Origin of the sequence: Actinomadura sp. NPDC048955 (genome assembly GCF_040649435.1) — a bacterium.
Lineage (GTDB): Bacteria > Actinomycetota > Actinomycetes > Streptosporangiales > Streptosporangiaceae > Spirillospora > Spirillospora luteofluorescens.
In genome coordinates this window covers 206,642-233,629 of sequence record NZ_JBEZJI010000001.1, presented here as the reverse complement: position 1 = coordinate 233,629, position 26,988 = coordinate 206,642, and the positions used below count along the sequence as shown (strand labels likewise).

The following is a 26,988-nucleotide window of genomic DNA, read 5'->3' as shown; positions in this document are numbered from 1 at the left end:
TATCGATGCAGATGGGACGGGGGCCTAGGCCAGGGTGGCGAGCCAGTTGCGCAGGAGCCGGGCGCCGGCGTCGCCGGACTTCTCCGGATGGAACTGGGTGGCGCACAGGGGGCCGTTCTCGACCGCGGCGACGAAGCGGTCGCCGTGCTCGGACCAGGTGACCAGCGGCGCCGGGATGGTGCCGGTCGGGTCGGACTCCAGGTCCCAGCTGCGGGCGGCGTAGGAGTGGACGAAGTAGAAGCGCTCGTCGCGCAGGCCCTCGAAGAGCGCGGAGCCTTCGGGGACGTCCACCGTGTTCCAGCCCATGTGCGGGACGACCGGGGCGTTCAGGCGGTCGACCGTGCCCGGCCACTCGTCGCAGCCCTGGGTCGTGACGCCGTGCTCGATGCCCTTGGAGAACAGGATCTGCATGCCGACGCAGATGCCGAGGACGGGACGGCCGCCCGCCAGGCGGCGGCCGATGATCTGGTCGCCGCGCACCGAGCGCAGGCCCGCCATGCAGGCGGCGAACGCGCCGACGCCCGGGACGACCAGGCCGTCGGCGCCGAGCGCGGCGTCCCAGTCGGCGGTGACGGTCACCTCCGCGCCGGCGCGGGCGACGGCGCGCTCGGCGGAGCGCAGGTTCCCCGAGCCGTAGTCCAGGATGACGATCTTCTTCACGGCCGGATCACCCTCACGACCACATCACTCCCCCGGCGAGCGCCAGCCCGGCGAGCACCAGCAGGAGCAGCGCGGCGATCTTGAGGCCCTGCTTGACGAAGCTGTACACGCCCGCCAGCAGGAACACGGCCACCGCGAAGATCGCCACGGTGCCGTAGGTGAGGTGCAGGCCCCCGACGTCCACGGCTACAGGGCCCCCTTGGTGGAGGGGATGCCGTGCACCTTCGGGTCGAACGCCACGGCGTCGCGCAGCGCGCGGGCCAGGGCCTTGAACTGCGCCTCGACGATGTGGTGGGCGTTGCGGCCGTAGGGGACGTGGACGTGCAGCGCGACCCGCGCGTTCGACACGAACGACTCGAAGACGTGCCGGGTCATCGTGGTGTCGTACTCGGGGCCGATCATCGGCGCCATGCCGTCCGGCTCCACGTGCACCAGGTAGGGGCGCCCGGAGACGTCCACGGTGACCTGGGCGAGGGCCTCGTCGAGCGGGATGGAGGCGTCGGCGAAGCGCCGGATGCCGGACTTGTCGCCGAGCGCCTCGCGGAACGCCGCGCCAAGCGCGATCGCGGTGTCCTCGATGGTGTGGTGGCTGTCGATGTGCAGGTCGCCGGTGGTCTTGACGGTCAGGTCGAACGACCCGTGCTTGCCGAGCTGCGCCAGCATGTGGTCGAAGAACCCCACGCCGGTCGCGACGTCGACCCGCCCGGTGCCGTCGAGGTCGATCTCGACGAGGACCTGGGTCTCCCCGGTCCCGCGCTCGACTCGTCCCTTGCGCGTCACGGACTCTCCTCACTGTTCTCGGTGCCCGCGCCGCGCGCCTCGCGGAGCGCGGTGCGGAAGGCGGCCATCTCCGCGGGGGTGCCGACGCTGACCCGCAGCCACTCGGGCGGGCCCACCTCACGGATCAGCACGCCGCGTCCGAGCAGGTCCTCCCAGACGCGGCGGCGGTCGGGGAACGTCCCGAACAGGACGAAGTTGGCGTCGGAGTCGGCGACCCGCAGCCCCTCGGCGCGCAGCCACTCCACGAGGTCGTCGCGCTCGCGGCGCAGCGCCTCGACGCCGCCGAGCAGCTCCTCGCCGTGGGCGAGGGCGGTGCGCGCGACGGCCTGGGTGACGGCCGACAGGTGGTAGGGCAGCCGGACGAGCAGCAGCGCGTCGATCACCGCGGGGCCGGCGGCCAGGTAGCCGAGCCGGGCCCCGGCCATCGCGAACGCCTTGGACATCGTCCGGGTGACGATCAGCCGCGGGTGGCCGTCCAGCAGCGTCAGCGCCGACGGGGTGCCCGCCCGGCGGAACTCGGCGTAGGCCTCGTCGACGACGACCATGCCGGGCGCGGCGGCGAGGACGGCCTCGATCGCGTCGAGCGGCAGCGCCGTGCCGGTCGGGTTGTTGGGCGAGGTCAGGAACACCACGTCGGGCCGGTGCTCCTCGACGGCCGCGACGGCCCGCTCGGGTTCGAGGCCGAAGTCCTCGTCGCGGAAGGCGTTCACCCAGCGGGTCCCCGACACCCCGGTGATGATCGGGTGCATCGAGTAGGACGGCTCGAAGCCGAGCGCGGTGCGGCCCGCGCCGCCGAACGCCTGCAGGATCTGCTGGATGATCTCGTTGGAGCCGTTCGCGGCCCACACCCGGGCCGTGGTGAGGCCGGCGCCGGGCGTGTCGGCGTTCAGGAACGCGGCGAGGTCCCCGCGGAGCGCGACCGCGTCCCGGTCGGGGTAGCGGTTCAGCGACCCGGCGACGTCCATGACGGCCTCGCCGAGAGCCTTCACGAGCCGCTCGGACGGCGGGTAGGGGTTCTCGTTGGTGTTGAGCGCGTACGGGACGTCCAGCTGGGGCGCGCCGTAGGGCTCCCTGCCGCGCAGGTCGTCCCGCAGCGGCAGGTCGTTGAGCGAGGTCACGAAGGGATCTCCCAGTCGAAGCGGGCCTTGAGGGCGGCGCCGTGGGCGGGCAGGTCCTCGGCTTCGGCGAGCGCGACGACGCGCGCGGTGGCGTCGGCGAGGGCGTCGCGGTCGTACTCGACGACGTGCACGCCGCGCAGGAACGACTGGACCGACAGCCCCGAGGAGTGGCAGGCGCACCCGCCGGTCGGCAGGACGTGGTTGGACCCCGCCAGGTAGTCGCCGAGCGACACCGGCGCGTACCGGCCCACGAAGACCGCCCCGGCGTTGCGGACGCGCGCGGCGACCGCGGCGGCGTCGGCGGTCTGGATCTCCAGGTGCTCGGCGGCGTAGGCGTCCACGACCTTCAGGCCGACGTCGACGCCGTCGACCAGGACGATGCCGGACTGCCGCCCGGCCAGCGCCTCGGTGACCCGCTCGACGTGCCGGGTCCGGGCGACCTGCGCCTTCAGCTCGGCCTCGACCTCGTCGGCGAGCCGCACCGAGTCGGTGACCAGGACGGAGGCGGCGAGCGTGTCGTGCTCGGCCTGGCTGATCAGGTCGGCGGCGACCTCCACCGGGTCGGCGGTGCCGTCGGCGAGGATCGCGATCTCCGTCGGGCCGGCCTCGGCGTCGATGCCGATCACGCCCTTGAGCAGCCGTTTGGCGGCGGCGACGTAGACGTTGCCGGGCCCGGTGACGAGGTCGGCGCGGGGGCACTCGTCGGTGCCGTAGGCGAACATCGCGACGGCCTGCGCGCCGCCCGCGGCGTACACCTCGTCGACGCCGAGCAGCGCGCACGCGGCGAGGATCGAGGGGTGCGGCAGGCCGCCGAAGTCCTTCTGCGCGGGCGAGGTGACGGCGAGGGAGCCGACGCCCGCCTCCTGCGCGGGGACGACGTTCATGACCACGCTGGACGGGTAGACGGCGCGGCCGCCCGGCACGTACAGGCCCACGCGGCCGACCGGGATCCACCGCTCGGTGACGGTGCCGCCGGGCACGACCTGCGTGGTGACGTCGGTGCGGCGCTGGACGCGGTGCACGGCCCGGGCGCGGCGGATGCTCTCCTCCAGCGCGTCCCGGACGGCCGGGTCGAGCTCGGCGAGCGCACGGTGCACGGTCTCGACCGGGACGCGGACGCGCTCCAGCTCGACCCCGTCGAACCGGGCGGTGTACTCCCGTACCGCCGCCGAGCCGCGATGGCGCACGTCCTCGCAGATGGGCCGCACCTTGTCCAGGGCGGCCTCGACGTCGAGTTCGGCGCGGGGCAGCACGGAGCGCAGATCGCCGGGCAGCGAGCCGCGCAGGTCGATACGGGAAATCACCCGTCCAGTCTACGGAGTGCCCTCCGTCCCTCGCGCACCGTCTCACGTCCCGAGACGCCGTGTCGTCGCGGGCGCGGCGGCGTTCTCCGGGACGAGCGCCCCGGGGCGGCGCGTCAGACGCGCAGGGCGCCGTCCAGGACGGTGACGGCCCGGCCGGCGAGGGTCACCCGGTCGCCGTGCAGCGCCACGCGGACGTGCCCGCCGCGCGGCGACGCCTGGTAGCCGGTGAGGGCGCCGCGGCCGAGGCGTTCGGCCCAGTAGGGCGCGAGGGCGCAGTGGGCGGAGCCGGTCACCGGGTCTTCGGCGTCGCCCGGCAGGACGCGCGGGGCGAAGAACCGGGACACGAAGTCGTGCTCCCCGCCGGGGTCGGCGGCCGCCGTGACGATCACGCCGCGGGCGTCGATCGCGGCGAGCGCCCGGACGTCCGGGGCGAGCTCCCGCACGGAGGTCTCGTCCGGGACCTCCGTGAGCAGGTCGTTCTGGGCGTTGCGCCCGGTGCGCAGCACCTTGGCGCCGAGCGCCTCCGCGAGCCCCTCGGGCACCTCGACCGGGTCGGCGCGCATCACCGGGAAGTCCATCGCCAGGGCGCCGTCCCCCTCCGGGATGACGGTGAGGACGCCGCTCCTGAGCGTGCGGAACCTGATCGGGCGGCCCTTCGCGGCCGTCCCCGTCTCGTAGAGGGCGTGGGCGGAACCGAGGGTGGCGTGCCCGCAGAGCGCGACCTCCGTCTTCGGGGTGAACCACCGCAGCTCGAAGTCGGCGTCCCCGTCCTGGAGCGGACGGACGAACGCCGTCTCGGAATGCCTCATCTCCGCGGCGACGCGCTGCATCCACTCCGCGTCGGCGGCACCGGTGAGCAGGCACACCCCGGCGGGGTTGCCTGCGAACGCGCGGCCGGTGAAGGCGTCCACGACGAGCATCCTCATGGCGCCGACGCTACACCTGCTTCACACTGTGAAAAATCACCCCTTACCAAGATCATCATTTGCGACGTACCCTGACGGCACGGGCGTTTCCGGTAGCGCCCAGGAGCGCGGGAGAGAAGATGTGACCGAGCGCCTCGCCCTGTTCCCCCTCGGCACCGTGCTGTTCCCCGGCCTGGTGCTCCCCCTGCACCTGTTCGAGGACCGCTACCGCCGGCTCGTCGCCGACCTCCTCGAACAGCCCGAGCCCCGCGGCTTCGGCGTCGTCGGCATCGAACTCGGCCACGAGGTCGGCGAGAACGCGGCGCACCGCCTCGCCGAGGTCGGCTGCGTCGCGGAGCTGCGCGAGGTCACGCCGCACCCCGACGGGCGGTACGACATCGTCGCCGTCGGCACCCGGCGGTTCCGGGTGAAGGAGCTGGACCGGTCCCGGCCCTACCTGCGGGGCGAGGTCGAGTTCCTGCCCGAGGAGCCCGGCGCCGACCCGGCGCCCGCCGCGGCGCGGGTCCGGCGGCTGTTCCGGCGCTACCGGCAGCGCCTCGGCGCGGCCGGCGCCGGGCCGCTGGAGGAGATCGAGCCGCCCGGCGACCCGGTCGCGCTGTCGTACGCGATCGCGGCGTCCCTCGTCCTGGACGGGCACGAGAAGCAGCGCCTGCTGGAGCACGAGGACGCGGCGCTGCGGCTGGAGGCGGAGAGCGACCTGCTGGCCAGAGAGAACCGCATCCTGGACGTGCTCCCGATGATCCCCGCCGGGCAGTTCCTGGACGGGTCGTTCACGCCGAACTGAACGCCCACGGCAGACTGCCCCCATGAGCACTGCCAAGGCCAAGGGCGGCAAGGGCACCCCCGCGACCATCGCCGCGGCGAAAGCCGGCGCCGACTTCACGCTGCACGCCTACGAGGTGGACCCGAACGCCGAGTCCTACGGGGAGGCCGCCGCCGACGCCCTCGGCGTGCCGCACGACCGGCTCTTCAAGACGCTGCTCGCCGAGGTGGACGGGAACCTCACCGTCGGCGTCGTCCCGGTGTCGTCCACCCTCGACCTGAAGGCGCTCGCGGCGGCCGCCGGCGGCAAGAAGGCGCGGATGGCCGACCCCCGGGACGCCGAGCGCGCCACCGGGTACGTCGTCGGCGGGATCAGCCCGCTCGGGCAGCGCAGGAGGCTGCCCACCGTGATCGACGCGTCGGTGTCAGGGCTCGCGACCGTCTACGTCTCGGCCGGCCGGCGCGGCCTCCAGATCGAGCTCGTCCCCGCCGACCTCGTCCGCCTCACCGGCGCCCGCGTCGCCGCCATCGCCCGCGGGTAGCCGCCGCACGACCAGCTCCAGCAGCCCGTAGGCGGCGACCGCCGGCAGCGCCCAGAACACCAGCACGCCCTTGGCGCGCAGGTCGGCGACGCCGGTGACGGTGGTGCCGTCGTGCCCGTGGCGGACCACGTCCTCGTAGTGCCCGAGCCCGATCAGGTGCCCGGTCTGCCACGCGAGGACGGCCGCCGCGGCGCCGCCCACGGCCAGCCCGAGCAGCAGCGCGGAATCGTTGCCGCGCCCGCCCGCCAGGTAGGCGCCGACACCGCAGACGATCCCGGCGACGAGCACGATCAGCGCGAAGCGGGCGTCGATGCCGATCGGGCCCTGGCCTTCCGGGTCGGCCAGAAGAGCCTCACCCTGCACGACGACGTACGTCACCTTCGGGACGACCGCCGCCCACAACAGGCCGGCGAGCGGCCCCAGCAACGTGACGACGGCGCTGGTGACCGCCCAGATCGCCAAGAGCCTCCCGGTGGGTCGCCGCACCTCGTACGCTCCTAGTTGCAAGTCGTCCGACAGCGAAAGCCTAGCCTGCCCAGGTCAGCCGATCGACTCTCGAAGGGTGTCCGATTCCCGCCCACGGCAGCCCCGATAACTGGGATAATGTGCCCGACATGTCCGGATTCAGCCCCGCGTTCGAACGCCTCGGCGCCGCCCTGGCGGCCGTCGTCCTGCAGCAGCAGGAGACGCTCGCCGAGTTCCTGCCGCGCGAGGACTGGAGCGCCGACCTGACCGCCCGCACCTACACCAGCGGCGGCGTCACGGTCCGCGTCTCGCTGCTCGGCAGCTACGCCGCCCGCGAGCGCACCTGGCTGTGGGGCTGGGCCAACCCCCAGTTCGGCGACGCCCACCCCGCCGTCGCCCCCACCCTGATCCTCCGGGCCCTCGGCGAACGACTCGGCATCACCGAGTTCACCACCCCCGAAGTCGACCTGTCCTGGTACGAAGGCCCCGCGGGCCACGGCGGCGAACTGATCGCGATGGCCGCCGGCGGCGTCCTCGGCGGCTCCGGCTACATCGGCGCCGGCTACGACGGCGGCTCCGCCTACCTGCACGTCGACGACCCCCAGGCACCGCCCGCCCAGTGGGACCCCGTCCCGCTCCCCCGCCTCGTCGCCAACGCCGCCAGCCTCTTCCCCCACGAGCCGCGCCTCACCCTCGCCGGGCTCCTGTCACACCACCGCGTCCCCTACCGGCAGAGCGACGACCTCACCGAAGTCACCCTCCCCGGCGGCGGCACCGCCCGCGCCCACTTCGACGGCACAGGCCGCTTCGTCGACTGGAAAGCTGAGCTTATTGCGGTTTCTTAGTTGTGGGCCTGGGGGCCCACAACTAAGAAACCGCGTGCGATCGCTGCATCGCTCCGACTCGCCTTGCGGCTCGCTGCTGTGTCTATTGCAGTGCCCTCCTCCTTCGGGCCTGGCGGCCCTCCATCGTCGGGCACTGCGGGCGATCGCTGGCATCGCTCCGGCTCGCCTAGCGGCTCGCTGCGCGATCAGTTTCTTGCTTCGCTCGAAACTGCCTTCGGACGCGATCGCGATTCCCAGGGTCACCGGTGGCTGAGGTGCCGGTTGCGGTCGTCGGGGGCGTTGGTTGCGGCCGTCGGGACTGTTGGTTGCGGTTGTCGGGGGTGTTGGTTGCGGTTGTCGGGGGTGTTGGTTGCGGTCTGTGCTCTGGCTCTGGTCTGCGCGAGTGGCCTGGTCGAGCCCAGCTATTTAACCCAGGCAGGAGGGGCCTAGGAGTTGTTTGAGGTCGCCCATCAGGGCGGGGGACGGGGCTACGCGGAGGCGGTCGTCCAGGCGGACGACTGTTGTGCGCGGGCCGTTCTGGAGGTGGAGGTGCACCTCGGCGGTGCCGGGGTGGGTGATCAGCACTTCCTTGAGGCGGGAGACCGTGGGGGGCGTGCAGCGGCCCAGCGGGAGCGTGACCGAGAGCGGACCGGTCGCGTCGGTGACGCTGAGGTCGGGCTGGACGACCTCCATCGCGATGATCTTCGCGACGTCCTCGCGGCGGTCGAGGCGGCCCTTGACGACGAGGATGGCGTCCTCGGCCAGCAGGGTCGAGCACAGCTGGTAGGACGACGGGAAGCACATCACCTCGATGGAGCCGCCCAGGTCCTCCAGCTGGAACATGGCCCAGGAGTTGCCCTGCTTGGTGACCTTGCGCTGGAGGCCCGAGAGCAGGCCGGCGACGATGACCACCTGGCCGTCGGGGCGCTCGCCGCCGTTCAGGACGGCGATCGTGCAGTCGGCCTCCCGTTCGAGGATGTGCTCGACGCCGAGGAGCGGGTGGTCCGACACGTACAGGCCGAGCATCTCCCGCTCGAAGGCGAGCAGGGTGGTCTTGTCCCACTCCTCGGCCTCGGGGATCGCGACGGCGAACGCGTCCTCGCCGCCGTCGTCCTCCAGGGCGCCGAACAGGGAGTCCTGGCCGACGGCCTCCTTGCGCTTGATGTCGATGACCGAGTCGATGGCCTGCTCGTGCACCATCAGCAGCGCCTTGCGCTGGTGGCCGAGCTCGTCGAACGCGCCCGCCTTGATCAGCGACTCCACCACCCGCTTGTTGCACACCGGCGGCGGGACCTTGTTGAGGAAGTCGTTGAAGTCGGTGTAGGCGCCCTTCTCGCGGCGGGCCGCGACGATGCCGTCCACGACGTTGGTGCCGACGTTGCGGACGGCCGACAGCCCGAAGCGGATCTCGGTGTCGCCGAGCGGGGTGAAGTCGGCCTCGGAGGTGTTGACGTCGGGCGGCAGCACCTTCAGGCCCATCCGGCGGCACTCCGACAGATACAGGGCGCTCTTGTCCTTGTCGTCGCCGACGGAGGTGAGCACGCCCGCCATGTACTCGGCCGGGTAGTTCGCCTTGAGGTAGGCCGTCCAGTAGGAGACGAGGCCGTACGCCGCGGAGTGCGCCTTGTTGAAGGCGTAGTCGGAGAACGGGACGAGGATGTCCCACAGCGTCTTCACGGCCTCCTTGGAGAAGCCGTTGTCGATCATGCCCTGCTCGAACCCGACGAACTGGGCGTCCAGCTCGGCCTTCTTCTTCTTGCCCATCACGCGGCGCAGCAGGTCCGCCTTGCCGAGCGTGTAGCCCGCCACCTTCTGCGCGATCGCCATGACCTGCTCCTGGTAGACGATCAGGCCGTAGGTGGTGTCGAGGATCTCCTTGAGCGGCTCCTCCAGCTCCGGGTGGATCGGGGTGATCTCCTGCGCGCCGTTCTTGCGCAGCGCGTAGTTGGTGTGGGAGTTGGCGCCCATCGGGCCCGGCCGGTACAGGGCGCCCACGGCGGAGATGTCCTCGAAGTTGTCCGGCTTCATCAGCCGGAGCAGGGAGCGCATGGGGCCGCCGTCGAACTGGAAGACGCCGAGGGTGTCGCCGCGGGCGAGCAGGTCGTAGGTCTTCTGGTCGTCCAGCGGGAGGGCGAGCAGGTCGACGTCGACGCCCTTGTTCTTCTGGATGCCCTTGAGCGCGTCGTCGATGATCGTCAGGTTGCGCAGGCCGAGGAAGTCCATCTTGAGCAGGCCCAGCGACTCGCAGGTCGGGTAGTCGAACTGCGTGATGATCGCCCCGTCGGCGTCCCGGCGCATGATCGGGATGTGGTCGGTGATCGTCTCGCCGGACATGATGACCCCGGCGGCGTGCACGCCGGTCTGGCGGATCAGGCCCTCCAGGCCCTGCGCCAGGTCCATGATCTGCTTGACGTCGGTCTCTTCCTCGTACAGCCTGCGCAGCTCGCCCGCCTCGCCGTAGCGCGGGTGCTTGTCGTCGAAGATGCCCGACAGCGGGATGTCCTTGCCCATGACGGCGGGCGGGAACGCCTTGGAGATCCGGTCGCCGAGCGCGTACGGGAAGCCGAGGACGCGGCCCGCGTCCTTGATGGCGGCCTTCGCCTTGATGGTGCCGAACGTGGCGATGAAGGAGACCTTGTCGGCGCCCCACTTCTCGGTCGTGTACTTGATGACCTCGGCCCGCCGGTCTTCAGGGAAGTCGATGTCGATGTCGGGCATGGACGCGCGCTCGGGGTTCAGGAACCGCTCGAAGATCAGTCCGTGCGGGATGGGGTCGAGGTCGGTGATGCCCATCGCGTAGGCGATCAGCGAGCCCGCGGCGCTGCCGCGCCCCGGGCCGACCAGGATGCCGTTCTCCTTGGCCCACATGATGAAGTCGGCGACGACGAGGAAGTAGGACGGGTACCCCTTGCCGAGGATGACGCCCATCTCGTACTCGGCCTGCTCCTTGTAGCCCTCCGGGAGGCCGTCCGGGAAACGGCGCTCCAGGCCCTGCCAGACCTCCTTGCGGAACCAGCTCTCCTCGGTCTCGCCCTCCGGGACGGGGAAGCGGGGGCTGAGGTCGCGGTACTCGAACATCCCGGCGGGGTCGACGCGCTCGGCGATCAGCAGGGTGTTCCGGCAGCCCTCGGCCCAGATGTCGGAGGAGTCGATGGCGCGCATCTCGTCGGCGGTCTTGAGGTAGTAGCCGCTGCCGTCGAAGCGGAACCGGTCGGGGTCGGCGAGCTGCTTGCCCACCTGCACGCACAGGAGCGCGTCGTGGGCGGTGGCCTCGGACTCGTGCGTGTAGTGGGAGTCGTTGGTGACGACCGGCGGGATGTTCAGCCGCTTGCTGATCTCGATGAGGCCGTCGCGGACGCGGCGCTCGATGTCGAGGCCGTGGTCCATCAGCTCCAGGAAGTAGTTCTCCTTGCCGAGGATGTCCTGGAAGTTCGCGGCGGCCTTCAGCGCCTCGTCGAACTGGCCGAGCCGCAGCCGGGTCTGGACCTTGCCGGACGGGCAGCCGGTCGTGGCCATCAGGCCGTCGGCGTGCTCGGCGAGCAGCTCCTCGTCCATGCGGGCGTACTTGAAGACGAAGCCCTCGGTGTAGGCGCGGCTGGAGAGCTTGAAGAGGTTGTGCAGGCCGGACCGGTTGCGCGCCCACAGCGTCATGTGGTTGATCAGGCCGCCGCCGGAGACGTCGTCGCGCTTCTGGCTCGGCTCGCCCCACTGGATCTTCTTCTTGTGGAACCGTGACTCCGGCGCCATGTAGGCCTCGATGCCGATGATCGGGGTGACGCCGGCCGCGGTCGCCTGCTTGTGGAAGTCGTAGGCGCCGTGCATGTTGCCGTGGTCGGTCATGGCGATCGCCGGCATCTTCTGCCGCCCGACCTCCTCGAACATCTGCTTCAACCGGGCGGCTCCGTCGAGCATGGAGTACTCGGTGTGAACGTGCAGGTGAACGAAAGAGTCGGCCATGCGTGCTGCGCCTCCTGCTCGTCGCATGCGACCGCCCACGTGCGGGTTCGGCACGTGGTCGCGGCATCGGTACCGGGGGAAGGTCGTCGGGCCGGCGGGCGCCGGGACGACACGGCTCTGAGAGCCTAACCCGCATCCCTGGTCACTCGCGCCCCGACGCGCCCAATCGCCGGGGACCCCTTCCGGTCGTCTCGAAACCCGGGACGGGATGTCCGGAGTTTGGCCCGCCGGGCGGCACGGCATACGATCGGCTCCGTGGAACGTCGCCATTTCAGGTTTACGCGGCCGGCTCCGGGTGAGCCGGTCGCCCCCGCGACCTAGCGACGACCCCGGAGCCGGCGAGGCGGAGTCCCCGAGGGGCTCCGCCCTTCTGCTGAAACGCCTTTTCGCTGATCAGGCGCGGCCCGGGGCACCTGCTCCCCTCGCCCGGACGGGCCGCGCGAGAGGGGACCCGAGATGAACGACCAGGTGATCGATCCCGTCGGCGCGGACGCGGACTGCCCGGCCTGCGGGCCGTCCGGGGAGATGCGCGTCGCGCTGCCGTCGGCCGACGCCGTCACCACGCTCGCCGAGGCCCGCGAGGCGATCGACGGCCTCGACGCCGCCCTCGCGACGCTGCTGGAGCACCGCACCGCGGTCGCCGCCGTCGTCCAGCGGCTCAAGCCGGTCGGCGGCTTCGCCGGCCGCGACCCCGAGCGCGAGCGGCGGATCGTCGAGGCCATGGCGGCCCGCGCCCCCTCGCTCGGCCCGGAGCGGCTCGCCCCCATCGTGAACGCGATCATCGAGGCGGGGCTGGACGCGGCCGAGTCCGGCCGATGAGCGCGGCCGGGTCCGCGCGGGCGGCCGGAGAGGGCGTCCCGGACGAGGAGGCTCCGGACGGGATCGCCCGGCAGGAGAGCGCCGAGGACGAGGCCGCGCGTGCCGCGGCGGTCCGCGACGGGCTCGGCGTGGGCGTCGCCGTGGGGGTGTCCGGCCTGGCGTTCGGCGCGGCGGCGGTCACGGCGGGGCTCACGGTCGCGCAGGCGTGCGCGCTGAGCCTGCTGGCGTTCACGGGCGCGTCCCAGTTCGCGCTGGCCGGGGTGGTCGGCGGGGGCGGCGGGCTGGTCGCCGGGACGCTCGGCGCGGTCCTGCTCGGCGGGCGCAACGCCCTGTACGGGATGCGGCTCGCCGCGACGCTCGGCGTGCGCGGCCGGCGCAGGCTGGCGACCGCGCACGTCGTCATCGACGAGACGGCGGCCGTGGCGACCGCGCAGCACGGCCGGGCCGCCGCCCGCGCCGGGTTCTACACGACGGCGATCACCCTCTACCTGGCGTGGAACCTCACCACGCTGCTGGGCGCGGTGGGCGCGGCGCGGCTGGGCGACCCCGACGCCGTGGGCCTGGACGTCCTCGGCCCGGCGGCGTTCCTCGCCCTGCTCTGGCCGCGGCTCACGAGCGGGCGGACCGCGGTCCGCGTCGCCGTCGCCGCGGCCGTCATCGCGGTGGCGGCGACGCCGGTGCTGCCGCCGGGCGTGCCGGTCATGCTGGGCGCCGTCGCCGCGCTGCCCGCCCTCCTCGGACGGAGGGCGGCGCCGTGAGCGTCTGGATCGCGGTGATCGCCACCGGGCTCGGCTGCTACGCGCTGAAGCTCGGCGGGCTCGTCACCCCGCGCCGGATGCTCGACGACCCGCGGGTGCGCCGGTTCACCGAGCTCGTCCCGGTGGCCCTGCTCACCGCGCTGATCGCCGTCCAGGCGCTCAGCGACGGCCGGACCCTGGAGTTCGACGCCGCGCGGCTGTCGGGCCTGGGCGCCGCCGTGGCCGCGCTCCTGCTGCGCGCGCCGTTCCTGGTGGTGCTGGCCGTCGCGGCCGGGGTCGCGGCGGGGTTGCGCCTGCTCGGTCTCTGACGGCCCGATCGGGCTCAGGACTCCGCCGCGACGATCTCCAGGGCGCGGGCCAGGTCGTCCGGGTAGGGGCTCTCGAACTCCACCCACTCGCCCCTGGTGGGGTGCTCGAAGCCCAGCCGGACGGCGTGCAGCCACTGCCGTCTGAGGCCGAGGCGCTCCGCCAGGGTCGGGTCGGCGCCGTAGGCCATGTCGCCCACGCACGGATGCCGGATCGCGGACATGTGGACGCGGATCTGGTGCGTGCGGCCCGTCTCCAGGTCGATGTCGAGCAGCGACGCCGCCCGGAACGCCTCGACGGTGTCGTAGTGGGTGACGGACGGCTTCCCGCCCGCGACGACCGCGAACCGGCCGTCGCCGGAGGGGTGCCGGTCGATGGGGGCGTCGACCGTTCCGCGGAACGGGTCGGGATGGCCCTGCACGAGCGCCTGGTAGCGCTTGTCGATGCGGCGCTCCTTGAACGCCCGCTTGAGCCGCGAGTAGGCGACCTCGCTCTTCGCGACGACCATGGCGCCGGTGGTGTTGGCGTCCAGCCGGTGCACGATCCCCTGCCGCTCGGACGCGCCGCTGGTGGCGATCGTGTGCCCGGCCCCGAGGAGCCCGCCGAGGACGGTCGGGCCCGTCCAGCCGGTGGTCGGGTGGGCGGCGACGCCGACCGGCTTGTTCACCACGACGATGTCGTCGTCCTCGAACAGCACGCCCATGCCGGGGACGGGCTCGGCGACCGGGGCGGGCGGCGCGGGCGGCGGCGGGAGCATGACCTCCAGCCAGGCTCCGGCGTGCAGCCGCTCGGACTTGGTGGCCACGGGCGCGCCGTCCAGCACGACGTCGCCCGCGGCGATGATGTCGGCGGCGCTGCCGCGCGACAGCCCGAACAGCCGCGCCAGGGCCGCGTCGATCCGCTCGCCCTCCAGGCCGTCCGGGACGTGGAGGCTCCGCACGTCGCCCATCACGACTTCTCCTCCGGCGCCGCGACCTCGGAGCCGTCCTCCGGCTCACCGGCGGCCGCGTCCTTGGCAGGGTCACTTTCGGCCGCGTCACTTTCGGCCGCGACACCCTTACCGGGGGTGACCTTCTCGTCCGGACTCCCACCCGTGCTCGGGGTCTCGTCCGCGCCGGAGCCCTCGTCCTTGAGGCGCGTCCCGTCCACCTGGAGGCCGCGTGCCGCCAGCAGGACGGCCAGCACGCCGCCGCAGACGATCGCGGAGTCGGCCAGGTTGAACACCGGCCAGTGCGGCAGCTGGATCCAGTCGACGACGTGGCCCTTCAGCGGGGCCGGGGCCCGCAGCAGCCGGTCGATGAGGTTGCCGACCGCGCCGCCGAGCAGCAGCCCGAGGCAGACCGCCCACGGCACGCTGCGCAGGTTCCGGGCGGTCCGCAGGATCGCCACGACCACCCCGCAGGCGATCAGCGTGAACACGATGGTGTAGCCGGTGCCGATCGAGAACGCGGCCCCGCTGTTGCGGGTCTCGCGCAGCGTCAGCAGCCCGCCGAGCAGCCGGACCGGCGCGCGGTCCTGCAGCGACGACACCACAATGATCTTGGACACGATGTCGGCGGCGAGCGCGGCCAGGGCCACGGCGACCAGCACGCCGACGCGGCGCGGCCGGGGAGATCCCACGGTCTCCCCGGCCTGCCGCTCTGGGTTCGTTGAGTCGCTCAGCGACGTTCCTCGCGTTGTTTGCATGTCACACACAGGGTCGCACGCGGGAAGGCCTGGAGGCGCGCCTTGCCGATCGGCCTGGCGCAGGACTCGCAGATCCCGTACGTGCCGGCGTCCATCCGCTGGACGGCCCGCTCGATCTGGGCGAGCAGGTCCTGTGAATTGTAGGCCAGTGCGAGCTCGTGCTCGCGCTCGTAGGTCTTGGCGCCCGCGTCGGCCTGGTCGTCGCCGGCCCCGTCGCTGGAGTCGCCCTCGGCGATCTGGCTGGCGGAGGCGGCGATCTCCCCGCGCAGCGCCACGATCTGCTCCTCCAGGCCCGCCCGCACCTCGGCCAGCTCACCCGGCGTCCACTGGTGCTCCCCCTCGCGGACCGGCAGCTCCGCGGCCGCCGTCCTCGCCGGCTCCCGCGCGTCCGGCGCCTCGCCGTTACCCGCGGCCGCGGCGCCCCTGCCCGGCTTCGCGGGTCCGCGCCCGGCCGCCGCCCTGCCCGGCTTCACGGCCGCGCCCTTCGCGGGGTTCTTGGCGGCGCCCGGCTTGGCGGCGCCCGGCTTGGCCGGGCCCTTTCTCGCCGTGCCCTTTCCGGCGGCGCCCTTTTCACGATCGGCGACGACCGCGGTGTCATTCTCGGCCGTCCCTTTTTCCGCCACGCCTTTCCCCGCTCCCGTTCTCGTGCCCGTTCCCGCGGCGGGCGTCCTCGTCTGGGACGGCCGCGCCGTGCCCCGGCTCTTGCTTGCGGCGGGCGTCGCGCCCTTGATCGCGCCGGCCATGTCGGCCTCCCTCGCGCTGGTCGCCTCGACGGGCAGTGCGGGCAGCATTGGTCCCCTCTCTCGGGCACGGTAAACAACCTGGGCCGTGTTACCGACCGCTTATGCCCGGTCGCCGAACGCATGGAAACTCCAGCGCGTCGTACGAGATCGCAAAGGAACCGTGTCGCCGGGGCGCGAAAAGGGGAAGAGCCGGGGCCCGGCGTGCGTTAAAGTCGGGACGAGCAGTCGCATGGCAGGCACTGATGGGGACACCTGCCGCCGCACGCAGCCATGAGCGACCCGGGGACGGTGCGAGCCCGGGGGCGAGCCCGGCGGTCTGATCACCCCGGAGCCGCCGGAAGAACCGCCCCGCCGAGGGGCCCAGTAGACCCGGCCGACCAGACTGGAACGAAGCGGACCGCGCCGTTCGGGCACGGTCAAGGAGGGTGGTACCGCGGGGCAGCCGCCTCGTCCCTCCGGTCAACGTGTTCGCGTCGATCCGGAGGTCCGCCATCGTGAGCCGAGCTTTTCGGCCGCTGCCCGCGCAGGTCGATCTGCCCGCCCTGGAGCGGGACATGCTGCGCCGCTGGCAGGAGAACAAGGTCTTCGAGCGGTCGCTGGAGCGCACCGCGTCGGGGACCCCGTGGGTGTTCTACGAGGGGCCCCCGACCGCCAACGGGATGCCCGGCGTCCACCACGTCGAGGCCCGCGTCTTCAAGGACGTCTTCCCGCGCTTCAAGACCATGAAGGGCCACCACGTCCCCCGCAAGGCCGGCTGGGACTGCCACGGCCTGCCCGTCGAGGTCGCCGTGGAGAAGGAACTCGGCCTCACCGGCAAGAAGGACATCGAGGAGTACGGCGTCGCGGAGTTCAACGCCCGCTGCCGCGAATCGGTCCTGCGCCACGTGGACGCCTTCGAAGAGATGACCGAGCGGATGGGCTACTGGGTCAACACCGACCAGGCCTACCGCACGATGGACCCCGAGTACGTCGAGGCCGTCTGGTGGTCCCTGAAGCAGGTGTTCGACAAGGGCCTGCTGTTCCGCGACTTCCGCATCACGCCGTACTGCCCGCGCTGCGGGACCGGCCTCTCCGACCACGAGCTGGGTCAGCCGGGCGGGTACGAGACCGTGTCCAGCCCGTCGGTGTTCGTGCGGATGCCCGTCACGTCCGGGCCGCTGGCCGAGATGGGCGCCGCGCTCCTGATCTGGACGACGACCCCCTGGACGCTGGTGTCGAACACCGCCGTGGCCGTCCACCCGGACGTCACGTACGTGGCGGCCCGGCCGCAGGGGTCCGACGAGGTGCTCGTGGTGGCCGAGCCCCTGGTCGACCAGGTCCTCGGCGAGGGCGCCGAGCGGCTCGCCACGTTCCAGGGCACCGAGCTCGAGCGGACCCCCTACCGGCGGCCGTTCGACCTCGTCGACATCCCCGACGCCCACTACGTCGTCCTGGGCGACTACGTCACCGTGGAGGACGGCACCGGGCTCGTCCACCAGGCGCCCGCGTTCGGCGGCGACGACATGACCGTCTGCAAGCGCTACGGCATGCCGATCGTCAACCCGATCGGGCCCGACGGGCGGTTCCTGCGCGAGGTGCCCCTGGTCGGCAACAAGTTCTTCAAGGACGCCGACGAGCCGCTCACCGACGACCTGCGCGCCCGCGGGCTGCTGTTCCGCGGCGGGCACTTCGACCACAGCTACCCCCACTGCTGGCGCTGCCACACGCCGCTGCTCTACTACGCGCTCCCGGCCTGGTACATCCGCACCACGCAGATCAAGGACCGGCTGCTGGAGGAGAACGAGAAGACCAACTGGTACCCCGAGACCGTCAAGCACGGCCGGTACGGGGAGTGGCTGCGCAACAACGTCGACTGGTCGCTGTCGCGCAGCCGCTACTGGGGCACGCCGCTCCCCCTGTGGGTCTGCGGCGAGGACGAGGAGCACGTCACCTGCGTCGGGTCGCTCAAGGAACTGGGCGAGCTGGCGGGCCGCGACCTGTCCGCGCTCGACCCGCACCGCCCGTACGTGGACGACGTCACGTTCCCCTGCCCGCACTGTGGGGCGGAGGCGCGGCGCGTCCCGGACGTCATCGACGCCTGGTACGACTCCGGGTCCATGCCGTTCGCGCAGTGGGGCGCCCCCTACCGCAACAACGAGGTCTTCGAGGACGCCTACCCGGCCCAGTACATCTGCGAGGCCCAAGACCAGACCCGCGGATGGTTCTACTCCCTCATGGCCATCGGGACCCTGGTGTTCGACCGGTCGTCCTACGAGAACGTCGTCTGCCTTGGCCTCATCCTGGCCGAGGACGGCCGCAAGATGAGCAAGCACCTCGGCAACGTGCTGCGCCCCATCCCGCTGATGGACCAGCACGGCGCCGACGCGGTGCGCTGGTTCATGGCCGCGAGCGGGCTGCCCTGGGCGTCCCGCCGCGTCGGGCACGGCGCCCTTGAGGAGATCGTCCGCAAGGTCCTCCTCACCTACTGGAACACCGCGTCCTTCTTCGTCCTGTACGCGAACGCGGCGCAGGCGCAGGGGCGCGCGTGGACGCCCGACCGGCTGTCCGAGGCACCCGCCCCCGCCGACCGGCCGCTCCTGGACCGCTGGGCGCTCGCCGAGCTGCACCGCACCGTCCGCGAGGTCGACGCCGCGCTGGAGGAGTTCGACACCGCCCGCGCGGGACGCCGGCTCTCGCAGTTCGTGGACGACCTGTCCAACTGGTACGTGCGGCGCTCCCGGCGGCGCTTCTGGGAGGGACCGGAGACTCCCGAGGGCTCGGCCGCGTTCGCGACGCTCTACGAGTGCCTGGAGACCCTCACCCGGCTGATGGCGCCGATCGTCCCGTTCGTCACCGACCACGTCTGGGACGTGATCCGCCCCGAGGACGGCCCCGAGTCGGTGCACCTCACCGACTGGCCCGCCATCGACGAGAGCCTCCTCGACGAGGAGCTCACCGAGCGGATGGCACTGGTCCGCCGGCTGGTCGAGCTCGGCCGGTCCGCGCGCGCCGCCAGCGGCGTGCGGACCCGGCAGCCCCTCGGCCGCGCCCTCGTCGGCGCCCCCGGCTGGTCCGCGCTGCCCGAGCAGCTGCGCGCGCAGATCTCCGAGGAGCTGAACGTGCTCGGCTTCGAGGAGCTGTCCTCGATCGGGGGCGACCTGGTCGAGTACGAGGTCAAGCCCAACTTCCGCGAGCTGGGCAAGCGGTACGCCAAGGACACCCCGAAGGTCGCCAAGGCGATCACCTCCGCCGACCCGGCCGCCCTCGTCCAGGCGCTGCGGGCGGGCGAGGCGCGGGTCGAGGCCGACGGCGTCGGCGCGGTGCCGCTCGGCCCGGACGACGTGATCGTCACCGAGCGCCCGCGCAGCGGCTGGGCGGTCGAGAGCGCCGCCGGCGAGACGGTCGCGCTCGACCTCACCGTCACGCCCGAGCTGCGCCGCGCGGGACTGGTGCGGGAGGCCGTCCGGCTCGTCCAGGAGGGCCGCAAGGCCGCCGGGCTGGAGGTGACCGACCGCATCGACCTGTGGTGGGAGGCCACCGGCACCGACCTCGCCGAGGCGCTGCGCGCCCACGGCGACGAGGTCGCCGCCGAGGTCCTCGCCGCCACGGTGTCCGAGGGCCGCCCGGAGAACCTCGCCGCCACCCGCGACGAGGACCTCGGCCTCACGTACTACCTCCGCAAGGCGTGACCCGCCCGCGCACGGCGTGATCCCCTCCGCCGCGGCCGCCCCTTCCGGGACCGGCCGCGGCGGAGTTCTTCGCGGTATCGGAGAAATTTCACGATGGGGTTCTTCGCGACACATCGCGTTTGCGATGATGGACCCGTGAACCTTCCCGAGCAGCCGCCCGGTTCCGAGCCGCCCGCGCGTCCGTCCCCCGCGAGCATGCGCGCGTCGGACGCCGACCGCGACGAGGTCGCCGACCGCCTGCGCGAGGCCCTGGCCGAGGGACGCCTCACGCCGGAGGAGCACGCCGAGCGCATCGACGTCGTCTACAACGCCAAGACCTACGCCGAGCTGGAGCCCGTGCTCAGCGACCTGCCCTCGCAGCACGCGCCGCAGCCGCGGGTCGACCTGCGCAAGGAGCAGGTGCCCGCCCCGCCCTCGCCGCAGTCGCCGCACCTCGTGGCGGTGTTCAGCGGCGTGGAGCGCAAGGGGCGCTGGCTGGTCGAGCCGACCACCACCGTCACCTGCGTGTTCGGCGGCGTGGAACTGGACTTCCGGCAGGCGGTCCTCAGCAGGGGCGAGGTGACCCTCTCCGTGACCTGCGTGTTCGGCGGCGTGGACATCGTGGTTCCGCCGGGCGTGCGGGTCGTCGGGTCCAACTTCGCGGTCTTCGGCGGCACCGACCTGCCCGAGGACGACACCACCGATCCGGACGCCCCGGTCATCAAGCTGACCGGGATGCTGCTGTTCGGCGGCATCTCGGTCGCGCGCAGGGCCGTGGGCGAGAAGCGCGGCCGCTCCCGGAACCGTGAGCGCCACCAGCTCCACCGCGAACACCAGGAACTGCACCGCCAGCACCAGGAGCTGCGCCGCGAGCACCACGAGGAGATGCGGCGGCTGCACCGCGAGCGGCGCGGGGAGCGGCGCGACGCGCGCCGGGACCGCCTCCGCGAGCTGCGCGACGAACGGCACCACGGCCGCTGACCCCGGACGGCTCCGGCCGCCCGGGGCTCGATCGGATACCGGCCGGACCCGTCGGGGCCGGGCCGGAGTCAGTCGCGGGCGTGCTCGCGGTCGGGCTGGCAGACCAGGCAGGGCGTGCAGCCCCGGGCCTTGGCGTCCGCGCGTGACAGCGACTCCAGGTCGTCGGCCTCGTCGCCGATGTCCTCGATGAGGGCGCAGTCGACACGGTGGTAGCGCTTGGTGCCGCTCAGGATGCGGACCTGCGGGCCGTCGTCGCCGGCGTCGTCCAGGGCGGACGGCTCGGGCTCGGGCTCGGGCTCACCGGCGAGCTCGGCGTCGGACGGCTCGTGCTCCGGCGCGGGGACGTCCTCTGCGTCGGAGCCGCCGAACGGAGCGGTACCGAGATCGGCGGTGACGTCCGGCGGCGCGGATTCGGTCGCAGCGCCCTGTTCCGCACTGCGCCGGTCTTCGGCCTCCGCGTCGGCGGGTTCGGCCTTCTGCGGCGCCTTGGGCGCCTTCTCGGCGGCGTCTCCGGACGCGAACAGGCCCGCGACGGGCCTGTCGGTGCGGGTGGGGCCGGCCGTGGCCCGCTTCGGGGCGCTCGCGTCGCCGGCCTTCCCGTCTTCGGTCTCGTCGGCGGCGGGGTCACCGGCCCGCGGAATCTCGGCCGTCGTGTCGAAGGCGCCGGGCTTGTCGAACGCACTGGGCTTGTCGAAGGAGGCGGGCTTGTCGAACGAGGCGGGCGCGGGCTTGGCGAGCCCCGCGAGGCCGCTCTCGGATCGCTCGGCGCCGGGCTTGCGGGGCGCGGGTGCGTCCCCCTCCGCCTTGCTCGCGTCGGAGGACGCGGGTGCCGACGCCGCGGCGCGCGCCGCCAGTGCGGTGTCGGGCATGCAGGCGGTGCAGGGGCTGAACCCCTCCTCCTTGGCCTCGGCGTAGGTGAGCTCCTCGGTGTCCCGCCCGGCGAGCTGCCGGCAGGTGTCGAGGTGGTAGCGCTTGCGGCCGCGGACGACGAACACCAGCGCGTCGTCGGGGACGTCGACGGCGGGGGCGGGGATCTCGACCTCGTCGCCGGCCGGTTCGATCGGGGCGGTCGGGGACTCGGGCTTCGCGGCGCCCTGCGCGTCCGTGGCCGGAGTGGTCGCGGCCGGGGCGCTCTCCTGGCGCTTGGACCGCTTGTCCTTCTTGGCCTTCTGCGCCTTCTTGCTCGGGCGGGCCGGGCCCGGCGACGCGCCTGGGCCGAACAGCTCCTTGCGCCGCAGGAACACCCCGATGGCCAGGCACACCGCGGAGACGATGCTGACGGCGATCGAGATGTAGATGACCACCAGGGCGTCCAGGCCGAAGACCTGGGCGCTGTCTCCGTTGCCCGCGACGATTCCCGCTACCAGCAGGGCGATCGCCACCACCACGAGAACGCCACTCAGGATGATCACAGGGTCACTCCCACTCGTTCAGACCGCTAGGCTCCGGACCGCGCGAGAGGGCCGGCGGCCGGCCCAGGGCACGACCGCCCGGCGCCGCGGGGATGGCGGCGCGCCATCCCCGGCGCGGCGATCGGAACGACACTATCGCCTGAGGCGTCCGTGTCAGCGCCTGTCGTGCGGCGGGTTGTCACCGCCGGAGTGGAAAGCGCCCGTCGCCGAGTGCTGGACCTGCTGGGCGTGCTCGGGCGCGGGGAACGTGCCCGGTGCCGGCGCGCCGCCGCCGTTGCGGTTGTCGGCGTGCGGCAGAGCGTTCTGCGGGCCCGTCTGCGGACCGGTCTGCGGCGTGTTCTGCTGCGTCTGCACGGGCGCCGCGCCCGGGACGGCGGCGAACGCGCCGGTCTCGGTGCTGCCCGCCTCCAGGTCGCGCAGCTGGCCCTCGAGGTAGACCTTCAGGCGGCTGCGGTACTCGCGCTCGAAGGCGCGCAGGTTGTCGACCTCGCGCTCGAGCTCCTCGCGCTGCTGCACGAGCGAGCCCATGACCTGGCGGTGCCGCTCCTGGGCGTCGCGGTCGAGGGCCTCGGCGCGGGAGCGGGCCTCGCTGACGATCTGGTCGGCCTGCCGGCGGGCCTTGCCGAGGATCTCCTCGGCCTCGCGGCGGGCGCGGCCGAGCGTCTCGTCGGCCTCGCGCCGGGCGTCGGCGATCGCCTGGTCGGCCGTCTGCTGCGCGAGCGCGAGCACGCGGGCCGCGGTGTCCATGTTGTCCTCGCCGCTGGGGGCGGGGGAGGACATGCCGAGACCGCCGAGGACGGGCTCCGGCTCGGGCTGCGGCTGCGGCTCGGGGCGGGGAGGCTCGGGGATCTTCTGGATGTCCGGCTTGGGCTCCACGATGGGAGCGGCCATGGCGGGAACCTTGCCGCGCAGGCACTCGGCCAGTTTGGCCCGCAGCTCCTCGTTCTCCTGGATGAGGCGGTCGAGCTCCGCCTCGACCTCGTCGAGGAAGGCGTCCACCTCCTCCTCGTCGTACCCCGGCCTCAGCCTGGTGGTACTGAACTGCTTGTTCCGCACATCGGCGGGTGTCAGCGGCATGTTCTCGTCTCCTTGGCGCGCTTGGAGTCTGTCCCCGAAGGACGGTATCCGATCGACCTAACCTCCGCCGAATATGGAACCGACGAAGACGATCAAGACCCAGACCACAAGGATGAGGACCGTGAAGCTGAGGTCCAGGGCAACGTTACCCAGCCGGATGGGCGGGATGAAACGCCTGAGGAGTTTCAGCGGAGGATCGGTGACCGTGTAGGTCGCTTCAGCGATCACCAGCACCACCCCGGTCGGCTTCCATTGCCGGGCGAACGACTGCAGTACCTCCAGGACCAGCCTGCCGATCAGGAACAGCAGGAAGAGGTACAGGATGCCCTGCAGGACGGATCCAACGATGTTCACGGACACTCTCGCATGCGACTCTCAGCTCTGGTTGAAGAACCCACGTTCTGCCATCCGGGCCTTGTCCTCCGCCGTCACCTCGACGTTGACGGGCGACAGCAGGAACACCTTGTTAGTAACACGCTCGATGCTGCCGTGCAGCCCGAACACGAGACCCGCCGCGAAGTCGACCAGGCGCTTGGCGTCGCTGTCGACCATCTCGGTCAGATTCATGATCACCGGCGTGCCCTCCCGGAAGTGCTCCCCGATCGTCCTCGCCTCGTTGTAGGTCCTCGGATGCAGCGTAGTGATACGCGCAAGGTCGGTGGTACCGGACTCGTAGAGCGCCACGGACCGTCGCTCGATGGTCGACGTGGAGTGATGGTCGCGATCGCGGTCCGACGCCTCTTCGGCTCGGGTAAGCTGACCGCCGGATTCGTCATCGCGACGGCGGCCTTGCCCGGTGTCGGTCTCCTCGTCGTAGACCTCGTACTCGTCGTATTCGCCGTACTTGTCGTCGTAGCGATCGTCCTCCACAAGGCCGAGGTAGACCGCCATCTTGCGCATCGCGCTGGCCATGCGTCCCTCCGTGTCCTGTGGCCTCGGCGCCGGGCGCGTCCGGCCCCGCCGTTGGACTGATCCGTTGTGGCGCCCCGCGTTCAGGCAGGTACCACTGGGGGGACATTACCTGACGATTGCCCGTCGGCCGCCGAGCAACGCCGTACCGATCCGCAGGTGTGTCGCGCCGCACGCGATCGCCTGCTCCAGATCGCCGCTCATACCCGCACTGACGATCCGCGCATCCGGATGGTTCCGCCTCATTCGCTCCGCCGTCTCCGCGAGCCGGGCGAAGGCGGGCAGCGGGTCGGCTCCGAGGGGCGCCACGGCCATCACGCCGCCGAGTTCCAGGCCGGGGGCGGCGGCGATCTCGTCCGCCAGGCCGGGGACGTCGCCGGGCACGGCCCCGCCCCGCTCCCCCACCTCGCCCCGCTTCCCCGCCTCGTCGAGGGAGACCTGCACGAGGCAGCGGAGCGTGCGGCCGGTGCGGGCGGCGCCCTCGGCGAGAGCCGTGACCAGCCGCGAGCGGTCCACGGAGTGCACGACGTCGGAGTAGCCGGCCACGGCTCGCGCCTTGTTGGTCTGGAGCCGGCCGACGAAGTGCCAGGTGAGCGGGAGGTCGGCGCAGTCGGCGGCCTTCGGGCGGGCCTCCTGGTCGCGGTTCTCCCCGACCTCGGTGACGCCCAGCCCGGCCAGCAGCCGCACGTCGGACGCCGGGAACGTCTTGGTCACCGCGATCAGGGTGATCTCGTCCTCACCGCGGCCGGCGGCCGCGCACGCCGCGGCGATGCGCTCCCGGACGGCGGCCAGGCCCTCGGCGATCTCGGCGCGCCGCTCGGCGGCGGCGCCGTCCGCGGCGGCGCCGGTGTGGTCCTGGTCGGTCACGTGCCTTCCTTCAACCAGACATATCCGGCGAATCGGCCGGTGCGTCCCTCGCGGCGGTAGGAGTAGAGGCCCGGGTCCTCGATCGTGCAGCGGCCGTCGGCGGTCACGCGGGCCACCCCCGCGGACGCGAGCTGCCCGGCGACGCCGGCGCGGATGTCGAGGCCGGGAGTGCCCTTGGACGTGGTGGCGTACGTGGCGGGGACGGCGGCGGCCACCTCGTCCCGCATCCGAGCGGGGACCTCGTAGCAGCTGCCGCAGGCGGCGGGTCCGATGGCCGCGACCATCCGGGCGGGGTCGGCGCCCCGCTCGCACATCGCCTCGACCAGGGCCGGGACGACCCCGGCGGCCGTCCCGGGACGGCCGGAGTGCGCGGCGCCGACGACCCCGGCGGCCGGGTCGGCCAGCAGGACGGGCGCGCAGTCGGCGACGAGGACGGCGAGAGCGAGCCCCGGCACGGTCGTGACGACGGCGTCGACCGGGCCGGGCAGCGCGGTCGAGGTGACGAACGCGACGTCGGCGCCGTGCACCTGCCGCATGAAGACGGTGCGCTCGGGGTCGGCGCCGAGCGCGACGGCGGCGCGCCGCCGGTTGTCCAGGACGGCGGCCGGGTCGTCGCCGACCGCACCGCCGAGGTTCAGGGAGTCGAAGGGGGGCCCGCTCACGCCGCCGGCGCGGCCGGTGAAGCCGGCGCCGACGCCGTCGCCCAGGGCGACGGCGGAGATCACTTCAGGAAGTCGGGGACGTCGAGGTCGTCGTCCTCGTCGAACACCACGGGACGGCGGCGCTGCCCGGAGGCGGGGCCGCCGTCGTTCTCCCCCGCGTGCACGCGGGGGGAGGGCTGCTCGGAGGGCGGGCGGGGCGCGGGGGCGCGCGAACCGCCGGACTCGCCGGCGTCCCGGTCGGCCGGCGGCCCCGGCTGCCCGGACGCCGGCCCCTCGGGCCGGGACTGCTCGCCGCGCCCGGCAGACCGGTCGTCCTGGGCGCGCGCGGGCGCCTGCGCCCGGTCGCCTTCCGGCCGCTGCTGCACGGGGGCCGGAGGCGGCGGCGCGGCGGCGGCCTGCGCCACCGACTGCTGCGCGGTCGGCTGCGGGCCCGGGGGCTCGGACCGCCCGACCCTGCTGGGGATCGGGTTGGCCGGCGCGGGCGGGGACGCGGGCGGCGGGACGGGCCGCGGGGGCGGAGGCAGCCGCTTGCTCTCCGGCTCAGGGACCGGCTTGGCCGGACGCCCCTCGTCGAAACCCGCCGCGATCACCGTGACCCGGACCTCGTCGCCGAGCGCGTCGTCGATGACCGCGCCGAAGATGATGTTGGCGTCGGGGGCGGCCGCGTTGGACACCAGCTGCGCCGCCTCGTTGATCTCGAACAGCCCGAGGTCGGAGCCGCCGGAGATGGACAGCAGCACGCCGTGCGCTCCGTCGATGCTGGCCTCCAGCAGCGGGCTGGAGATCGCCATCTCGGCGGCCGCGACCGAGCGGTCGTCGCCGCGCGCCGAGCCGATGCCCATCAGCGCCGAGCCGGCGCCGGACATCACGGACTTGACGTCGGCGAAGTCCAGGTTGATCAGGCCCGGGGTGGTGATCAGGTCGGTGATGCCCTGGACACCGGACAGCAGCACCTGGTCGGCGGCCTTGAAGGCGTCCAGCACGCTGACCTGCCGGTCGGAGATCGACAGCAGCCGGTCGTTCGGGATGACGATGAGGGTGTCGACCTCGTCGCGCAGCGTCTCGATGCCGGCCTCGGCCTGCATCGCGCGGCGCTTGCCCTCGAAGCTGAACGGGCGGGTGACCACGCCGATCGTCAGGGCGCCGAGCGAGCGGGCGATGTTGGCGACCACGGGCGCGCCGCCGGTGCCGGTGCCGCCGCCTTCGCCGGCGGTGACGAACACCATGTCGGCGCCCTTGAGGACCTCCTCGATCTCCTCCCGGTGGTCCTCGGCGGCCTTGCGGCCGACGTCGGGGTTCGCCCCGGCGCCCAGGCCCCGGGTGAGCTCGCGGCCCACGTCGAGTTTCACGTCGGCGTCACTCATCAGCAGCGCCTGGGCGTCCGTGTTGATCGCGATGAACTCGACGCCCTTGAGTCCCTCTTCGATCATCCGGTTGACGGCGTTGACGCCGCCGCCGCCGATGCCGACGACCTTGATGACCGCGAGGTAATTCTGCGGTGCTGCCACGACGAGGGGCCTTTCCGCTCTCTCCGACCGCCCTGCCCGGTCTGCCGACCGTGCCGCCGCGGTGTTCCCGACCTGTGTTTCCGGACTGTTCTTCGAGTCTGTCTTCGAACTGGTTTGTGTAGCAGTGCCGTGCGGTCGTGCTGTGAAGCCGTTCGGCGGGCGAGGTAAACCCTCACCCTCAACTTGAGGCTTACAGTTATGTCAACCTGAGGACTGATACGGACAGTAGGGCGGCCTTACCGCCAGGGTCAACTAACCTCCCCCGAACTCCCCCG

26 protein-coding genes are annotated in these 26,988 nt (G+C 72.7%); 8 read left to right on the top strand and 18 right to left on the bottom strand.

All coding sequences use genetic code 11. The features are described from left to right. Positions 1 to 24: 24 nt before the first annotated feature. From hisH to AB0C84_RS01100, 6 genes are all read right to left on the bottom strand, one after another. Complete coding sequence (gene hisH / locus AB0C84_RS01125; RefSeq protein ID WP_361059905.1) at positions 25 to 660, bottom strand: imidazole glycerol phosphate synthase subunit HisH; 636 nt, start codon at positions 658 to 660, stop codon at positions 25 to 27. A 13-nt stretch (positions 661 to 673) separates the two neighbouring features. Beyond that, complete coding sequence (locus tag AB0C84_RS01120; RefSeq protein WP_361059902.1) at positions 674 to 844, bottom strand: hypothetical protein; 171 nt, start codon at positions 842 to 844, stop codon at positions 674 to 676. Between the two features lie 2 nt (positions 845 to 846). After that, positions 847 to 1,440, bottom strand: a complete 594-nt coding sequence (hisB, locus tag AB0C84_RS01115; protein WP_179842761.1) for an imidazoleglycerol-phosphate dehydratase HisB — start codon at positions 1,438 to 1,440, stop codon at positions 847 to 849. Then, complete coding sequence (locus AB0C84_RS01110; RefSeq protein WP_361059899.1) at positions 1,437 to 2,558, bottom strand: histidinol-phosphate transaminase; 1,122 nt, start codon at positions 2,556 to 2,558, stop codon at positions 1,437 to 1,439. Before AB0C84_RS01110 ends, hisB begins: the two co-directional genes overlap by 4 nt. Then, positions 2,555 to 3,862, bottom strand: coding sequence for a histidinol dehydrogenase (gene hisD / locus AB0C84_RS01105; protein ID WP_361059896.1), 1,308 nt, complete (start codon positions 3,860 to 3,862; stop codon positions 2,555 to 2,557). Before hisD ends, AB0C84_RS01110 begins: the two co-directional genes overlap by 4 nt. Positions 3,863 to 3,975: 113 nt before the next feature. Further along, the gene (locus tag AB0C84_RS01100) at positions 3,976 to 4,788 is read right to left on the bottom strand and encodes a PhzF family phenazine biosynthesis isomerase (protein WP_361059893.1); all 813 of its coding nucleotides are present in this window, start codon (positions 4,786 to 4,788) and stop codon (positions 3,976 to 3,978) included. 121 nt (positions 4,789 to 4,909) lie between these two features. On the opposite strand from AB0C84_RS01100, the gene AB0C84_RS01095 reads away from it, so the two are divergent. Together AB0C84_RS01095 and ybaK are read left to right on the top strand one after the other, a co-directional pair. Continuing rightward, positions 4,910 to 5,572: an LON peptidase substrate-binding domain-containing protein gene (locus tag AB0C84_RS01095; protein ID WP_179842765.1), complete on the top strand. Its 663-nt coding sequence runs from the start codon at positions 4,910 to 4,912 to the stop codon at positions 5,570 to 5,572. Positions 5,573 to 5,594: 22 nt separating this feature from the next. Beyond that, the gene (ybaK, locus tag AB0C84_RS01090) at positions 5,595 to 6,092 is read left to right on the top strand and encodes a Cys-tRNA(Pro) deacylase (protein ID WP_258939010.1); all 498 of its coding nucleotides are present in this window, start codon (positions 5,595 to 5,597) and stop codon (positions 6,090 to 6,092) included. Here ybaK and AB0C84_RS01085 read toward each other — a convergent pair. Then, on the bottom strand, positions 5,976 to 6,578 hold the full coding sequence (locus AB0C84_RS01085) for a hypothetical protein (protein WP_361059889.1): 603 nt from the start codon (positions 6,576 to 6,578) through the stop codon (positions 5,976 to 5,978). The two genes, ybaK and AB0C84_RS01085, sit on opposite strands and share 117 nt — an antisense overlap. 128 nt (positions 6,579 to 6,706) lie before the next feature. Between AB0C84_RS01085 and AB0C84_RS01080 the strand changes: the two genes are divergently transcribed. Next, positions 6,707 to 7,402: a DUF6882 domain-containing protein gene (locus AB0C84_RS01080; RefSeq protein WP_361059886.1), complete on the top strand. Its 696-nt coding sequence runs from the start codon at positions 6,707 to 6,709 to the stop codon at positions 7,400 to 7,402. A 405-nt stretch (positions 7,403 to 7,807) separates the two neighbouring features. On the opposite strand, the gene dnaE is transcribed toward AB0C84_RS01080, so the two are convergent. Then, the gene (gene dnaE, locus AB0C84_RS01075; protein ID WP_361059883.1) at positions 7,808 to 11,338 is read right to left on the bottom strand and encodes a DNA polymerase III subunit alpha; all 3,531 of its coding nucleotides are present in this window, start codon (positions 11,336 to 11,338) and stop codon (positions 7,808 to 7,810) included. Between the two features lie 525 nt (positions 11,339 to 11,863). Here dnaE and AB0C84_RS01070 point away from each other — a divergent pair. The 3 genes from AB0C84_RS01070 to AB0C84_RS01060 are packed head-to-tail and all read left to right on the top strand — an operon-like array spanning position 11,864 to position 13,223. Continuing rightward, positions 11,864 to 12,157, top strand: coding sequence for a chorismate mutase (locus AB0C84_RS01070; RefSeq protein WP_246396564.1), 294 nt, complete (start codon positions 11,864 to 11,866; stop codon positions 12,155 to 12,157). Beyond that, positions 12,154 to 12,915: an AzlC family ABC transporter permease gene (locus tag AB0C84_RS01065; RefSeq protein ID WP_361059880.1), complete on the top strand. Its 762-nt coding sequence runs from the start codon at positions 12,154 to 12,156 to the stop codon at positions 12,913 to 12,915. The genes AB0C84_RS01070 and AB0C84_RS01065 overlap by 4 nt, the downstream gene beginning before the upstream one ends. Next, positions 12,912 to 13,223, top strand: a complete 312-nt coding sequence (locus AB0C84_RS01060; protein WP_361059877.1) for an AzlD domain-containing protein — start codon at positions 12,912 to 12,914, stop codon at positions 13,221 to 13,223. The genes AB0C84_RS01065 and AB0C84_RS01060 overlap by 4 nt, the downstream gene beginning before the upstream one ends. Before the next feature lie 14 nt (positions 13,224 to 13,237). On the opposite strand, the gene AB0C84_RS01055 is transcribed toward AB0C84_RS01060, so the two are convergent. Genes AB0C84_RS01055 through AB0C84_RS01045 form a run of 3 tightly spaced genes read right to left on the bottom strand, consistent with a single transcriptional unit; the run spans position 13,238 to position 15,260 of the window. Then, positions 13,238 to 14,170, bottom strand: coding sequence for an RluA family pseudouridine synthase (locus AB0C84_RS01055; protein WP_258939005.1), 933 nt, complete (start codon positions 14,168 to 14,170; stop codon positions 13,238 to 13,240). After that, positions 14,170 to 14,841 carry a signal peptidase II gene (lspA, locus tag AB0C84_RS01050; protein WP_361059872.1) on the bottom strand — a complete coding sequence of 224 codons (672 nt, stop codon included), beginning with the start codon at positions 14,839 to 14,841 and terminating at the stop codon, positions 14,170 to 14,172. The genes AB0C84_RS01055 and lspA overlap by 1 nt, the downstream gene beginning before the upstream one ends. 38 nt (positions 14,842 to 14,879) lie before the next feature. Next, on the bottom strand, positions 14,880 to 15,260 hold the full coding sequence (locus tag AB0C84_RS01045; RefSeq protein WP_218906031.1) for a TraR/DksA C4-type zinc finger protein: 381 nt from the start codon (positions 15,258 to 15,260) through the stop codon (positions 14,880 to 14,882). A gap of 884 nt (positions 15,261 to 16,144) precedes the next feature. Between AB0C84_RS01045 and ileS the strand changes: the two genes are divergently transcribed. Next, positions 16,145 to 19,318: an isoleucine--tRNA ligase gene (gene ileS / locus AB0C84_RS01040; protein ID WP_361059869.1), complete on the top strand. Its 3,174-nt coding sequence runs from the start codon at positions 16,145 to 16,147 to the stop codon at positions 19,316 to 19,318. Positions 19,319 to 19,453: 135 nt separating this feature from the next. Continuing rightward, positions 19,454 to 20,278 carry a DUF1707 domain-containing protein gene (locus tag AB0C84_RS01035; RefSeq protein ID WP_361059866.1) on the top strand — a complete coding sequence of 275 codons (825 nt, stop codon included), beginning with the start codon at positions 19,454 to 19,456 and terminating at the stop codon, positions 20,276 to 20,278. Between the two features lie 68 nt (positions 20,279 to 20,346). Here the strand turns inward: AB0C84_RS01035 and AB0C84_RS01030 are convergent, their stop codons facing one another. From AB0C84_RS01030 to ftsZ, 7 genes are all read right to left on the bottom strand, one after another. After that, positions 20,347 to 21,690, bottom strand: a complete 1,344-nt coding sequence (locus tag AB0C84_RS01030) for a hypothetical protein (RefSeq protein WP_361059863.1) — start codon at positions 21,688 to 21,690, stop codon at positions 20,347 to 20,349. 153 nt (positions 21,691 to 21,843) lie between these two features. After that, positions 21,844 to 22,767, bottom strand: coding sequence for a DivIVA domain-containing protein (locus tag AB0C84_RS01025; protein ID WP_258939001.1), 924 nt, complete (start codon positions 22,765 to 22,767; stop codon positions 21,844 to 21,846). Between the two features lie 57 nt (positions 22,768 to 22,824). Next, positions 22,825 to 23,121 (bottom strand): YggT family protein, encoded by a 297-nt coding sequence (locus tag AB0C84_RS01020; RefSeq protein WP_179849209.1) that lies wholly within the window; start codon positions 23,119 to 23,121, stop codon positions 22,825 to 22,827. 21 nt (positions 23,122 to 23,142) lie between these two features. After that, on the bottom strand, positions 23,143 to 23,679 hold the full coding sequence (sepF, locus tag AB0C84_RS01015) for a cell division protein SepF (RefSeq protein ID WP_089312294.1): 537 nt from the start codon (positions 23,677 to 23,679) through the stop codon (positions 23,143 to 23,145). A 105-nt stretch (positions 23,680 to 23,784) separates the two neighbouring features. Beyond that, positions 23,785 to 24,543, bottom strand: a complete 759-nt coding sequence (locus AB0C84_RS01010; protein ID WP_361059858.1) for a YggS family pyridoxal phosphate-dependent enzyme — start codon at positions 24,541 to 24,543, stop codon at positions 23,785 to 23,787. Further along, on the bottom strand, positions 24,540 to 25,268 hold the full coding sequence (pgeF, locus tag AB0C84_RS01005) for a peptidoglycan editing factor PgeF (protein ID WP_361059855.1): 729 nt from the start codon (positions 25,266 to 25,268) through the stop codon (positions 24,540 to 24,542). The genes AB0C84_RS01010 and pgeF overlap by 4 nt, the downstream gene beginning before the upstream one ends. After that, positions 25,265 to 26,713: a cell division protein FtsZ gene (gene ftsZ, locus AB0C84_RS01000; protein WP_361059852.1), complete on the bottom strand. Its 1,449-nt coding sequence runs from the start codon at positions 26,711 to 26,713 to the stop codon at positions 25,265 to 25,267. The genes pgeF and ftsZ overlap by 4 nt, the downstream gene beginning before the upstream one ends. Positions 26,714 to 26,988: the final 275 nt, after the last annotated feature.

What these genes read in the sequence shown, in the direction of transcription:
- AB0C84_RS01100 (WP_361059893.1), bottom strand. Translation starts at nt 4,788, where the DNA reads ATGAGGATGCTCGTCGTGGACGCCTTCACCGGCCGCGCGTTCGCAGGC.
- ybaK (WP_258939010.1), top strand. Translation starts at nt 5,595, where the DNA reads ATGAGCACTGCCAAGGCCAAGGGCGGCAAGGGCACCCCCGCGACCATC.
- AB0C84_RS01080 (WP_361059886.1), top strand. Translation starts at nt 6,707, where the DNA reads ATGTCCGGATTCAGCCCCGCGTTCGAACGCCTCGGCGCCGCCCTGGCG.
- dnaE (WP_361059883.1), bottom strand. Translation starts at nt 11,338, where the DNA reads ATGGCCGACTCTTTCGTTCACCTGCACGTTCACACCGAGTACTCCATG.
- AB0C84_RS01070 (WP_246396564.1), top strand. Translation starts at nt 11,864, where the DNA reads ATGCGCGTCGCGCTGCCGTCGGCCGACGCCGTCACCACGCTCGCCGAG.
- AB0C84_RS01065 (WP_361059880.1), top strand. Translation starts at nt 12,154, where the DNA reads ATGAGCGCGGCCGGGTCCGCGCGGGCGGCCGGAGAGGGCGTCCCGGAC.
- AB0C84_RS01055 (WP_258939005.1), bottom strand. Translation starts at nt 14,170, where the DNA reads ATGGGCGACGTGCGGAGCCTCCACGTCCCGGACGGCCTGGAGGGCGAG.
- AB0C84_RS01025 (WP_258939001.1), bottom strand. Translation starts at nt 22,767, where the DNA reads ATGCCGCTGACACCCGCCGATGTGCGGAACAAGCAGTTCAGTACCACC.
- sepF (WP_089312294.1), bottom strand. Translation starts at nt 23,679, where the DNA reads ATGGCCAGCGCGATGCGCAAGATGGCGGTCTACCTCGGCCTTGTGGAG.